Annotated in this window: 12 protein-coding genes; 2 read left to right on the forward strand and 10 right to left on the reverse strand. The window is 65.9% G+C overall.

Annotated elements, in window-relative coordinates; all coding sequences use genetic code 11:
- Nucleotides 1–26: 26 nt before the first annotated feature.
- The 4 genes from leuB to leuC all read right to left on the reverse strand — a co-directional run bounded on the left by leuB (nt 27) and on the right by leuC (nt 4,044).
- On the reverse strand, nt 27–1,109 hold the full coding sequence (leuB, locus tag KF707C_RS17985) for a 3-isopropylmalate dehydrogenase (protein WP_003448565.1): 1,083 nt from the start codon (nt 1,107–1,109) through the stop codon (nt 27–29).
- 68 nt (nt 1,110–1,177) lie between these two features.
- Nucleotides 1,178–1,942 (reverse strand): class I SAM-dependent methyltransferase, encoded by a 765-nt coding sequence (locus KF707C_RS17990; RefSeq protein WP_003448567.1) that lies wholly within the window; start codon nt 1,940–1,942, stop codon nt 1,178–1,180.
- 17 nt (nt 1,943–1,959) lie between these two features.
- Complete coding sequence (leuD, locus tag KF707C_RS17995) at nt 1,960–2,604, reverse strand: 3-isopropylmalate dehydratase small subunit (RefSeq protein ID WP_003448569.1); 645 nt, start codon at nt 2,602–2,604, stop codon at nt 1,960–1,962.
- Between the two features lie 15 nt (nt 2,605–2,619).
- A complete protein-coding gene (gene leuC, locus KF707C_RS18000) occupies nt 2,620–4,044 on the reverse strand; it encodes a 3-isopropylmalate dehydratase large subunit (RefSeq protein ID WP_003448572.1) in 1,425 nt (474 codons plus the stop codon).
- Nucleotides 4,045–4,239: 195 nt separating this feature from the next.
- Between leuC and KF707C_RS18005 the strand changes: the two genes are divergently transcribed.
- A complete protein-coding gene (locus KF707C_RS18005) occupies nt 4,240–5,127 on the forward strand; it encodes a LysR family transcriptional regulator (protein WP_003448573.1) in 888 nt (295 codons plus the stop codon).
- Nucleotides 5,128–5,235: 108 nt separating this feature from the next.
- A complete protein-coding gene (locus KF707C_RS18010) occupies nt 5,236–8,205 on the forward strand; it encodes an EAL domain-containing protein (RefSeq protein ID WP_003448575.1) in 2,970 nt (989 codons plus the stop codon).
- 138 nt (nt 8,206–8,343) lie between these two features.
- Here the strand turns inward: KF707C_RS18010 and KF707C_RS18015 are convergent, their stop codons facing one another.
- The 6 genes from KF707C_RS18015 to KF707C_RS18040 all read right to left on the reverse strand — a co-directional run bounded on the left by KF707C_RS18015 (nt 8,344) and on the right by KF707C_RS18040 (nt 12,653).
- The gene (locus tag KF707C_RS18015; protein ID WP_003448576.1) at nt 8,344–8,790 is read right to left on the reverse strand and encodes an Hsp20 family protein; all 447 of its coding nucleotides are present in this window, start codon (nt 8,788–8,790) and stop codon (nt 8,344–8,346) included.
- Nucleotides 8,791–8,913: 123 nt separating this feature from the next.
- Nucleotides 8,914–9,888 (reverse strand): tRNA dihydrouridine synthase, encoded by a 975-nt coding sequence (locus KF707C_RS18020; RefSeq protein WP_003448578.1) that lies wholly within the window; start codon nt 9,886–9,888, stop codon nt 8,914–8,916.
- Between the two features lie 144 nt (nt 9,889–10,032).
- Nucleotides 10,033–10,482, reverse strand: a complete 450-nt coding sequence (locus tag KF707C_RS18025; RefSeq protein ID WP_003448580.1) for an acyl-CoA thioesterase — start codon at nt 10,480–10,482, stop codon at nt 10,033–10,035.
- A complete protein-coding gene (locus KF707C_RS18030; RefSeq protein WP_003448582.1) occupies nt 10,479–11,129 on the reverse strand; it encodes a bifunctional 4-hydroxy-2-oxoglutarate aldolase/2-dehydro-3-deoxy-phosphogluconate aldolase in 651 nt (216 codons plus the stop codon). The genes KF707C_RS18025 and KF707C_RS18030 overlap by 4 nt, the downstream gene beginning before the upstream one ends.
- 127 nt (nt 11,130–11,256) lie before the next feature.
- Nucleotides 11,257–12,102, reverse strand: a complete 846-nt coding sequence (locus tag KF707C_RS18035) for an alpha/beta hydrolase (RefSeq protein WP_003448586.1) — start codon at nt 12,100–12,102, stop codon at nt 11,257–11,259.
- A gap of 11 nt (nt 12,103–12,113) precedes the next feature.
- Entirely contained in the window at nt 12,114–12,653 is a 540-nt protein-coding gene (locus KF707C_RS18040) for a TetR/AcrR family transcriptional regulator (RefSeq protein WP_003448588.1), read from the reverse strand.
- Between the last annotated feature and the right edge of the window lie 73 nt (nt 12,654–12,726).

Genomic DNA, 12,726 nt, shown 5'->3' on the forward strand with positions numbered 1-12,726 from the left:
GCTGGAAATCCAGCGAGCCCGACAGATTACAGATTACGCAGGGCCGCGACCACTGCATCGCCCATCTCGCGAGTACCGACCCTGGTCGCACCCGGCGAGTAGATGTCGCCCGTGCGCAGCCCCTGGTCGAGGACCAGGCTGACAGCCTTCTCGATGGCATCGGCGGCCACTGTCTGGTTGAAGCTGTAACGCAGCATCATCGAGACCGAGAGAATGGTCGCCAAGGGGTTGGCGATACCCTGGCCGGCGATATCCGGCGCCGAGCCATGGCAGGGTTCGTACATGCCCTTGTTGTTCGAATCCAGCGAAGCAGAAGGCAGCATGCCGATGGAACCGGTGAGCATGGAAGCCTCATCCGACAGGATGTCACCGAACATGTTGTCGGTCACCATCACGTCGAACTGCTTGGGCGCGCGCACCAGCTGCATGGCGGCGTTGTCGACGTACATATGGCTGAGCTCGACGTCCGGGTAGTCCTTGGCCACTTCCTCCACCACTTCGCGCCACAGCTGGCTGGAAGCGAGAACGTTGGCCTTGTCCACCGAACAGAGTTTCTTGCCGCGCACGCGGGCCATGTCGAAACCGACGCGGGCGATGCGGCGGATCTCGCTCTCGCTGTACGGCAGGGTGTCGTAGGCCTGGCGCTCGCCGTTCTCCAGCACGCGCTGCTCGCGGGGCTGGCCGAAGTAGATGCCGCCGGTCAGTTCACGGACGATGAGGATATCCAGGCCGGAGACCACTTCCGGCTTGAGGCTGGAGGCCTCGGCCAGTTGCGGGTAGAGAATGGCGGGGCGCAGGTTGGCGAAGAGTCCCAGTTGCGAGCGGATCTTCAGCAGGCCGCGTTCCGGCCGGATGTCACGCTCGATCTTGTCCCACTTCGGGCCGCCCACGGCGCCCAGCAGTACCGCGTCGGCCTTGCGGGCGCGCTCCAGGGTCTCGTCGGCCAGCGGCACGCCGTGCTTGTCGATGGCGGCGCCACCGATGACGTCCTCGGTCAGTTCGAAGCCCAGCTGGAACTTGTCGTTCGCGACCTCCAGCACCTTGACCGCCTCGGCCATGATCTCCGGACCAATGCCATCGCCCGGGAGAATCAGAATCTGTTTGCTCATGAGTCTTTCCTTATATGCATGCGTCGAACCCAGGCGGCCGGCGTTGTGGCCCGCACCTGATGGCCCGGTTATCTCGTGGCCCACAGCACCAGGACGTCGGTGCTGAAGGAGCCGTCTTCGGTGATCTCGAAATACTCGCGCACTTCCTCGCCCACCGCTTTCTGCAGGGCGAGGATCGCATCGCGAAACACATCCGGCGTCCGCATCCGCGCAATCCAGGAGTCGAACTCCAGGCGCAGGCGCTGACGGGCATGGCGGTCGACGAACAGGCCCGCCTCGCTGACCTGCCGAAGCCATTCGGCGACGGAATAATCGCGCACATGACTGGTGTCACGCAGCACTTCCACTGCCTGCAAATGGGTGTCGAACAGCGGACTGCCCGGCGACGCCACATCGATGAAGGCTGCCGTGCCGCCCGGCTTCAGCACGCGACGCACCTCGCGCAGGGCCAGGCCCAGGTCGCTCCAGTGGTGCGCCGAATAGCGGCTGAAGACGAAATCGAAGCTGCCGTCGGCGAAGGGAAGACGTTCGGCCGCCCCGCGCTCGGTACGCAGATTGTCCAGGCCCCGCTCGGCGGCCGCAGCGGCGACCACTTCGAGCATCTGCCCGGAGAGGTCATACGCCACCACTTCGCCGACCAGTGGTGCGACATGGAAGCCGACATGCCCGGCGCCACAACCGAGATCGAGCACCCGGGCATCACACCGACCGTCCACGGCTGCCTGCAATTGCGCGAATTCCGCGCCCTGGGCATGCACGGCGCTGCTCAGGTAGGCGTTCGCCCGCTCACCGAATTGGCGCTGCACCACCTGCTCATGGGCCTTGTCGCTCACATCGGACTCCCCGCTGCTCAGGCGTCGCGGAACAGCCAGGGGCTGTCGGCACGGTGCTTCGTTTCGAACGCCTTGATGGCGTCGGCGTCCTGCAGGGTCAGGCCGATGTCGTCCAGCCCGTTGAGCAGGCAATGCTTGCGGAAGGCATCCACGTCGAAGCCGTACTGCTTGCCATCCGGCCGGGTCACGGTCTGGGCCGCGAGGTCGACGGTCAACTGGTAGCCTTCGGTGGCTTCGCATTGCTGGAACAGCTCATCCACTTCTTCATCCTTGAGGATGATCGGCAGCAGGCCGTTCTTGAAGCTGTTGTTGAAGAAGATGTCGGCATAGCTCGGCGCGATGATGGCGCGGAAGCCATATTCCTCCAGCGCCCAGGGCGCGTGCTCGCGGGACGAGCCGCAGCCGAAGTTCTCACGGGCCAGGAGCACGCTGGCACCCTGGTAGCGCGGGAAGTTCAGGACGAACTCCGGGTTCACCGGACGCTTGGAGTTGTCCTGGTTGGGTTGCCCCACATCCAGGTAGCGCCACTCGTCGAACAGGTTCGGGCCGAAGCCGGTGCGCTTGATCGACTTGAGGAATTGCTTGGGGATGATCTGGTCGGTATCGACGTTGGCGCGATCCAGCGGAGCGACGAGACCGGTGTGTTGGGTAAAGGCTTTCATCTCGACTCTCCTTCCTTACTTCAGCAACTCGCGAACATCGACGAAACGGCCGGTCACTGCGGCGGCGGCGGCCATGGCCGGGCTCACCAGGTGAGTACGACCACCGGCGCCCTGACGCCCCTCGAAGTTGCGGTTGGAGGTGGACGCGCAGTGCTCGCCACTTTCCAGGCGATCCGGGTTCATGGCCAGGCACATGGAGCAGCCCGGCTCACGCCATTCGAAGCCCGCCTCGATGAAGATCTTGTCCAGGCCCTCCTGCTCGGCCTGCCGCTTGACCAGGCCCGAACCCGGCACCACCAGCGCCTGCTTGATGGTTCCGGCGACCTTGCGACCCTTGGCCACTTCAGCGGCTGCACGCAGGTCCTCGATGCGGGAGTTGGTGCAGGAGCCGATGAATACGCGATCCAGCTGGATATCGGTGATCGCCTGGTTGGCAGCGAGGCCCATGTACTTCAGGGCGCGTTCGATGGAGCCCCGCTTGACCGGGTCGGCCTCGGCGGCCGGGTCCGGCACACGCTGGTCCACCGGCAGCACCATCTCCGGGGAAGTGCCCCAGCTCACTTGCGGCTTGATGTCCTCGGCCCGCATCTCCACCACGGTGTCGAAGTGGGCGTCGGCATCGGACACCAGACCGCGCCAGGCAGCCACGGCCTTGTCCCAATCGGCGCCCTTGGGCGCGAAGGGGCGGCCTTCGACGTAGGCGATGGTCTTCTCGTCCACGGCCACGAGGCCCACGCGGGCGCCGGCCTCGATTGCCATGTTGCAGAGGGTCATGCGGCCTTCCACGGACAGGTCACGAATGGCGCTGCCGGCGAACTCCAGGGCGTGCCCGTTACCGCCGGCGGTGCCGATGCGGCCGATGATCGCCAGCACGATGTCCTTCGCGGTGACACCGGCGGGCAACTGGCCCTCGACGCGCACCTGCATGTTCTTCATCTTCTTCGCCACCAGGCACTGGGTCGCCAGCACATGCTCCACTTCGGAGGTGCCGATGCCGTGGGCCAGGGCGCCGAAGGCACCGTGGGTCGAGGTGTGGGAATCACCGCAGACCACGGTCATACCCGGCAGGGTGGCGCCCTGCTCCGGGCCGACCACGTGGACGATGCCCTGGCGGACGTCGTTCATCTTGAACTCGAGGATGCCGAAGTCATCGCAGTTCTCGTCCAGGGTCTTGACCTGGATGCGCGACACTTCGTCGGCGATGGCTTCGAGGCCACCCTGACGCTCGGCCCGGGTGGTGGGTACGTTGTGGTCCGGGGTGGCGATGTTGGCGTCGATGCGCCACGGCTTGCGACCCGCCAGACGCAGCCCTTCGAAGGCCTGCGGCGAGGTCACTTCGTGGAGGATGTGACGATCGATGTAGATCAGCGACGAGCCATCGTCGCGTCGCTTCACCTCATGTGCATCCCAGAGCTTGTCGTAGAGCGTCTTGCCGGCCATGGTCGGGTCCTCATCAGGGTGTTTCGGTGCGTGGGGATCGAATGCCCCCTTCACGTGTGGGGTCGATGCTAGGGGGTTGCATCGAATAACTCAAATTCATATTTTTTATCCAAAGGATTCCAAAGAGGAATTCGTTTGGCTATAAGCCTGAGTTCGCGATTCCCTTCCTCAGCCCGTCGCCTGGAGTTCATCGACATGGATCTGGCCAGCCTCAACGCCTTCATCGCCATCGCAGAGACCGGCAGCTTCTCCGAAGCCGGCGAGCGCCTGCACCTGACGCAGCCGGCGGTGAGCAAGCGCATCGCCTCCCTGGAGCAGCAACTGAGCGTTCGCCTGTTCGACCGCCTGGGCCGGGAAGTGAGCCTGACCGAAGCCGGCCGCGCCCTGCTCCCACGGGCCTACCAGATCCTCAACGTGCTGGACGACACACGCCGCGCCCTCAGCAACCTGTCAGGCGACATCAGCGGCCGCCTGACCCTGGCCACCAGCCACCACATCGGCCTGCATCGCCTGCCCCCCCTGCTGCGCGCCTTCACCAAGGCCTACCCGCAGGTAGCCCTGGACATCCAGTTCCTCGATTCGGAAGTGGCCTATGAAGAGATCCTTCATGGTCGCGTGGAGCTGGCGGTGATCACCCTGGCGCCGGAAACCGCCCTGCCGGTGCAGGCCGTGCCGGTGTGGAACGACCCGCTGGACTTCGTCGCCGCGCCGGAGCATCCGCTGGCCCGGGACAAGACCATCTTCCTGCCTGACGTGGCCCGACACCCGGCGGTTTTCCCCGGCGGCAACACCTTCACCCATCACATCGTGCGCCGCATGTTCGAGGCCGAGGGGCTGACGCCCAACATCGCCATGAGCACCAACTATATGGAGACCATCAAGATGATGGTCTCCATCGGCATCGCCTGGAGCGTGCTGCCACGCACGATGCTGGACGATTCTGTGGTGCGCCTGCCGCTGCAGGATATCCAGCTCTCTCGCCAGCTGGGCTACATCCTGCATACCGAGCGCACCCTGTCCAACGCCGCCAAGGCCTTCATGGCGCTGCTGGACGCACAGCGGGACGATCTTGCGTACCTGTGATTCCAGCAGCTAACGTGAGCCGCAGGAGATGAACAAGAGGTCGGGACGGCGCGAGGAATCCAGCGACCCCCTCCCCGGACCCCTGCCCTGACACCTTAAGGGGCGCGCATGCGCAGACCCAGTGACTCGAATCCCCCGATCCCCCACATTCCCGCCCTGGACCCCGTCGCGTTCGAGCGTTCCTGGCAGGACGCCACAAGCCTGCTGGCCGCACTGAACGGCGCCCGACTGGGCGCCTGGTCCTGGGACATCGACTCCGGCCAGGTCAGCTGGTCACGCGGCGCCCAGGCGCTGTTCGGACTGGACCCGCGACAACCCCTGGAGCAGCCCCTGACCTACCTCGACCTGATCCCCGAGGAAGATCGCGAGGAGGTGTTGCGGCTGTTTCACGATGTGCTCGCCGGTCGCCCGACGGAGCGCGCCCTGCGCCACCGCATCCGCTGGCCGGACGGCAGCCTGCACTGGCTGGAAATAAACGGCAGCCTGCAACCCGGAAGCGAGGGCCGGCGGCGGATGGTCGGGGTGATCCGCGACGTCACCGTCCAGCGAGCCCAGGAACAGGCGCTGAAGGACAGCCAGGAGCGCCTCGACCTGGCACTGGAGTCCGCCGACCTCGGCACCTGGGATTGGCACATTCCCCAGGGCACCCTGTACGGCTCGGCCCGCGCCGCCATGCTTCACGGCCTGCCCCGGGCCCCCTTCGAAGGCGACATCCGGCGGTTCTTCGATTGCGTGCCGGCCGAAGATCGCCGGGCCATGCGCCGCACCTACCAGAACCTTCTGGACGGTCACCGCGACGAATACCAGTCCACCTACCGCACACGCCTCGGCAGCGGCAAGGTGCGTTACCTGGAGAGCACCGCCAAGCTCTACCGCGACGCCGACGGCCAGCCCCTGCGCATGACCGGCATCCTCATGGACATCACCGAGCGGGTCCGCCGCGAGCAGCGCCTGGCAGCCTCGGAGCAAAAGTTCGCCACGCTCTTCCAGGCCAGCCCCGACCCCATCTGCGTCTCTCGCATCCGCGATGGCCTGTTCATCGAGATCAATCCCAGCTTCAGCGACATCTTTGGATGGCAAGCGGGGGACATCGTCGGTCGCAGCGCTCCGGATATAGGGTTCTGGGCCGACACCGAACAGCGCACGCGGCTGTTCCAGCAACTGCTGCGGGACCAGGGCCTGGACAACGTGGAGGCACGCTTCACCACCCGCGACGGCCGACAGCTCACCTGCGTGGTGTCCAGCCGCTTCATCCGCGTCGAGCGCCAGCTCTGCATTACCACCACATTCCGCGACATCACCGATCGCCAGCTAGCCGAAGCGGCGCTGAAGGCCAGCCAGGAGAAGTTCGCCAAGGCGTTCCACTCCAGCCCGGACGCCATCACCATCACCGAGCGGGAAACCGGCCGCTACATCGAGGTCAACGAGGGATTTACGCGGCTCACCGGCTATCACCCGGACGAGGTGCTGGGACGCACCGCCGGCGAGATGCAGATCTGGGCGCATCCCGAGCAACGGGACCAGATGGTGGACCTGATCAAGCGCAACGGTCGCGTGCACCACCTGGAAATGCTCGGCCAGCACCGCGACGGCAGCCGCAAGATGGTCGAGGTGTCGGTCGAGCAGATCGAACTGGACGGCACGCCCTGCCTGCTACTCACCGCCCGGGATATCAGCGCCCTCAAGGATGCCCAGGCGCAGATCCAGCACCTGGCCTACCACGACCCACTGACCAACCTGCCCAATCGCGCCCTGCTGACCGACCGCCTCACCCAGCAAGTGGCGCTGCTGCAGCGCCACCACATGCGCGGCGCCCTGCTCTTCCTCGACCTGGACCATTTCAAGCACATCAACGATTCCCTGGGCCACCCGCTGGGCGACGCCGTCCTGAAGATGGTCACCGCCCGTCTGGAAGCCAGCGTGAGGCTGGAGGACACCGTCGCCCGGCTGGGTGGCGACGAGTTCGTGGTGCTGCTGACCGGCCTGGAAGGCAAGCGCTCGGAGGTCACTCGCCAGGTCCGCTCGATCGCCGATGAGCTCAGGCAGCTGCTGGCCCAACCCATGCTGCTGGACGGCCACCGCCTGCAGGTGACCCCGAGTATCGGCATCGCCTTGATCCCGGACCATGGCACCAGCCCGGCTGACCTGCTGAAGCGCGCCGATATCGCCCTGTACCGAGCCAAGGATTCCGGCCGCAACGCGATCCAGCTGTTCCGCAGCACCATGCAGGAAGCCGCCAGCGAACGCCTGAGGCTGGAGAACGACCTGCGCCAGGCCCTGGTGCGAGGCGAGTTCGAATTGCACTACCAGCCGCAGGTGGATGCCCGGGACAACCGCATCATCGGCGCCGAGGCCCTGCTGCGCTGGCAACACCCCAACCTCGGCCCGCAATCGCCCGGGTCGTTCATCCGGGTGCTGGAAGAGAGCGGCCTGGTCCTCGACGTGGGCGCCTGGGTACTGGATGAAGCCTGTCGCACCGGCCAGCGACTGCTGGCCGATGGCCTGGTCGACGCCGACCACTTCGACTTGAGCGTCAACATCAGCCCGCGGCAGTTCCGCCAGAGCGATTTCGTCGAGCGCGTGGAGCGGAGCCTGGCCAGTAGCGGCCTGCCGGCCCATGCGCTGACGCTGGAGATCACCGAAGGCATCGTGATCCAGAACCTGGACGACACCATCGGCAAGATGCGCCGACTGAAGCGACTGGGTGTCAGCTTCGCCATGGACGACTTCGGTACCGGCTACTCCTCGCTGACCTACCTCAAGCGCCTGCCGGTGGATGCGCTGAAGATCGACCAGTCCTTCGTCCGGGACTCCACACTGGACCCGAACGACGCCGAGATCATCCGTGCCATCGTCGCCATGGCCCGCAGCCTGGACCTGGAAATGGTCGCCGAGGGCGTGGAGCGACCGGAGCAACTGGCCTTCCTCGAGCAGCAGGGCTGCCACCTCTACCAGGGCTACCTGTTCAGCAAGCCGGTGCCCCTGGCGGAATTCAGGGCGCTGCTGACCCTCAGTCGCCAGGGCGAGGAAGCCCCATGCGCCAGCTCACCCGGCCAGGCGTTGCCCCCTGGCCCCTAGGGCGCAGCGCGGCTTACAGAGCCGTTCTCATCCAGCCCGCTCGGGCACCCGGATCGTCACGGACAGGGCCCGTGACTCTGAATCAGGCCCAAATGAAGAGGGCGCCCGCAGGCGCCCTCTGGTCTCAGCCGGGAACCATCAGCTCTCCAGTACCGGACGCTGCCCATTGATCGGGATGCGCTTGGCCTTGGCCTCCTCCGGAACCACGCGGACCAGGTCGATGTTCAGCAATCCGTTCTGCAGACCGGCAGCCCGGACCTCGATGTGGTCCGCCAGGCGGAAGGACAGCTTGAAGGCGCGCTGGGCGATGCCCTGGTGCAGGTAGGTGACCGACTCGTCGGTACGCTCGCGCTTGCCGCCAGCCACGGTCAGAACGCCCCGCTCGACCTGCAGTTCCAGGTCTTCTTCCTGGAAGCCGGCCGCGGCGATGACGATACGGTACTGGTCGTCACCGTGCTTCTCGACGTTGTAGGGCGGGTAGCCGCTGCCGGTCTCATTGCGCAGGGCCGACTCGAACAGATCGTTGAAGCGGTCGAAACCCACGGAATGACGGAACAGGGGGGCGAGGGAGAAAGCGTTGCTCATGATGATCTCCTGAATAATCAGCAAGTGTTCTGGATGCGGGACCCGACTTCGGCATCCCGCCATATTCCAGATAGGGACGCCGAAACGCATTTCAAGTCCCTGCCGATCACTCAGGGGGCGCGATCAGACCGCCTCGGCGAAATCCCGCTGGCGCTCGGACAGGCCCAGCCAGGCGTCGATACGGGCGCAATCCTGCTCGCGACGGATCTCCGCGAACAAGGCCACGGACTCGGGGTAGCTGCGCGTGAGCATGCCGAGCCATTGCTTGAGCCGCCCGGGCGCATAGCGCGGCGCCAGCTTTCGACGGGCCTGGAGCCAGAAGTCCCGGAGCAGCGGCAGGAGTTCATCCCAGGTCATTTCCGTGACCGTCTCCCCCCGGCGGGCGGCGGCGATCTGCCGGGCCAGGTCCGGGCGGGAAACCAGGCCGCGCCCGAGCATGATGTCCTCCACGCCACTGACCTGGCGGCAGCGATGCCAGTCATCCAGCGTCCAGACCTCGCCGTTGGCGAACACCGGGACCTTGACCACATCCTGAACCCGGGCGACCCATTCCCAATGGGCCGGCGGCTTGTACCCTTCCGCCTTGGTCCTGGCGTGCACCACGATCTGCTGCGCGCCACCTTCGGCCAGGGCCCGCGCGCAGTCCAGGGCGCCGTCGGGGCTGTCGAACCCGAGGCGCATCTTCGCCGTCACCGGAATGCTCGCCGGCACCGCTCGACGGACCTCGCGGAGGATGGCATGGAGCAACTCCGGCTCCTTGAGCAGCACCGCGCCGCCTCGGGACTTGTTCACCGTCTTGGCCGGGCAGCCAAAGTTGAGGTCGATCACCGGCGCCCCCAGCTCGCAGGCGAAGGCGGCGTTCTCCGCCAGGCACACCGGATCGGAGCCCAGCAACTGGACCCGCATCGGGGTTCCGGCGCGCGTGCGCGCGCCATCGGCCAGCTCGGGCGCCAGCTTCTCGAACGTACTGGCGGCCAGCAGCCGATCGCAGACGCGGATGAATTCGGTCACGCACCAGTCGATGCCGCCCACCCGGGTCAGCACGTCGCGAAGGATTTCGTCGACCAGCCCTTCCATCGGGGCCAGGGCGATTTGCATGGGACAGGCTCACAGGAAAAAGGCGCGTAGTTTACGCAGCATGACGGACGGCGTGTATCCCGGGGAGCATCCGGCGAGGTTCACCACCTGCGTGTCGTTCAGAACGAGCACGAGGTGTTCCTGGCGCCAGCCGCGGAGTAACGCTCAGAGCTCCAGCGGAAACGGCGGCTGAAGCGCACGGCCGTAGCCTTCCACGAACTCCACCGGCATCCGCTTGGGCCGGCCGCTGGACAGTTCGATGCAGACGAAGGTGGTCTTCGCCCGCAAGAGCGTGGCGCCATCCTCCGGACGCACCAACTGGAAGCGGCGATCCATCTTCAGGCGCTGGTCCGACTCGACGATCCAGGTGGCCATCTGCAGCGCCTGCCCTTCGTAGGCGGCCGCCAGGTAGTCGATCTCGTGACGCAGCACCGCCATGGCGCGATCGAGGCGGCGGTACTCGACCAGATCCAGCCCGAGACTCTGGGAATGGCGCCAGGCGCAGCGCTCCAGCCAGCTGACGTAGACGGCATTGTTGGCATGGCCGAGGCCGTCGATATCCTCGGCGGCGACGCTGATGTCGATGACGAAGGGGTCGGGCAGGTCCCAGCTCATGGATGCACCTCCAGGCTTGCGGCCAACTCACGGGCCTCGCTGGCCAGTTGGGTGATCTGGTCCCAGGCGCGGGCCCGGATCAGGCTGGACGGGGCGATCCAGGTGCCCCCCACGCAGGCCACATTGGGCAGGCGCAGGAAACTCAGCAGGTTGTCCGGCGTCACGCCGCCCGTCGGGCAGAACCGGATGCCGGTGAAGGGGCCCTTGAGGCTTTTCAGCATTTTCACGCTGCCGTTGCCGTTGGCCGGGAACAGCTTCAGCGAGCGATAACCGTATTCCAGCGCCAGCAGCACTTCCGAGGGGGTCATCACACCGGGCAGGTAAGGCAGCCCGGAATCCTCCGCCGCTGCGGCGAGGCGCTCGGTACAACCCGGGCTCACCGCGAAGTGAGCGCCGGCGTCACGCGCCTCCAGGAACTGTTCTGTGTGAATCAGGGTGCCGGCGCCGACCAGCAACGCCGGAAAGGCCTTGCGGATCGCCGACAGCGCCTCCAGGGCACGGGGCGTTCGCAGGGTCACTTCGAGAACCTCGACGCCCCCCGCCTGAAGCGCCCCCGCAAGGTCCACCGCCAGACCGGTGTCCTCGATCACCAGCACAGGCAGAACCGGTCGCGCCCGCTGCAGCACCACATCCATTGTCAGGCTCATGTCAGCTCTCCCCATTACCAAGCCATCGGGCCACGCCCGCCTCTATTCGCATGCGCAGCCAATCAACCTTGGAAGTAGAGCACCGTCGACAAGTCACCTGCCAGCCCCTCGGCGGGACAGCCGATCATCAGCGAGCGATAGTCGCCATGGCGGTACGGGGCTCGCCGACCTGGGACAGCAATTCGAGAACGGCCCCGATAAGCCCGGGGTCGGCCAGCAGGCGCTGATGGCCGCCTCGATCCAGGCAAAGCAACTGGCTGTCGAACCAGGCCTCGTGAATCACCCGCGCCTCGTCTGGGGGCACCACCGGATCATCGACGGCATGCACCACCAATCCCGGCATGTCCAACTGGTAGCGCTTGACGTCGAGATGGGCGGCCGGAATGCCCGCATGCTGCTCCACCAGCCTGACGAAATGCGCCTGTGCCTTGGGAGGCAGCCCCATGAAGCGCGCGAAACTGCGAAGCGGCCCGAGAATCCGGCTAGGCGCCGAAATGCTTACCAGGGCGCGGGCACGCAACCCCATCTGGCTGGCCAGCAGCGCACTGGCGCCGCCCATGGAATGACCAATGACCGCCTCCAAGGGGGGCAGCTCCCCGGCCGCCTCCAGCAAGGCCCTGGCAAACAGCACCACACTGGCCTCATGCCCGGGTGATCGGCCATGAGCCGGCCCCTCCAGCGCCACCACGCCATAACCCGCCTTGACCAGGGATTCGATCAGGTGGGCGAACTGGGTTGGACGCCCTTCCCAACCATGCATCAGCAGCACCGTGGGTCCACTCCCCCAGCGCAGGGCGGAGAGCCCGAAACGCAGGGTGATGCGCTCGGCGCTTGCCAGCAGAGGGAGCTCCCACTCACGGGGAGGCAGGTTGCGCGGCGTCATGAACTGTCGACGCATGCGACGAGCCACGGTGTAGGGCGCGAGGCGCCCCAAGGTGGCGTGGATGCCGCGAATCAGGCTCAGATTGTTCATGGTCCCACTCCTCAGATAACGGCTGCTTTGGCGGCGCGCAGTACACGATCGGACAGATCCCCTTTCCCCAGCGCACGGGAAAGGGCCAGGCCACCCACCATCAGGGCGATGTCGGCCAATGCCTGATCGAGTTCCTCGGGGCGCTCGCACATGAGAGCACCCAGCACTTCCAGATGCTCGGCCAGCAGGTCGCGGTAAACCTGCGGTAGTTGCGGCATGGCCGCCAGGGATGCAGGCAGAGGACAGCCAGACCGGGTCGCATCGCGATGTTTTCGTGACAGGTAGAATCCAGCCGCCAGGGCTCGCCGCTCGAGACCGGGAAGACCTGGATCGATCAGGGCCATCATGTCCCTGCGCTGCCGCAGCAGCTGCTCGAAGACTTCCAACATCAGCGCATCCTTGCTGCCGAAGTGGGCATAGAAGCCACCCACAGTCAGACCCGCCGCCGCCATGACATCGGCCAGGCCCGGCTCTTGCGGACCGCGCTGCAGCATCGCCGCCGCCGCAGCTTCCAGGATTCGCTCGCGGGTCTGGACCTTCTTCTCGCTCATGACTGGCTCCAGTTGAATTACATGCATAATATTATTTGCATAATACAAAAGCGCAAGACTTTTTCGAGTCCGC

Source organism: Pseudomonas furukawaii, from assembly GCF_002355475.1.
Lineage (GTDB): Bacteria > Pseudomonadota > Gammaproteobacteria > Pseudomonadales > Pseudomonadaceae > Metapseudomonas > Metapseudomonas furukawaii.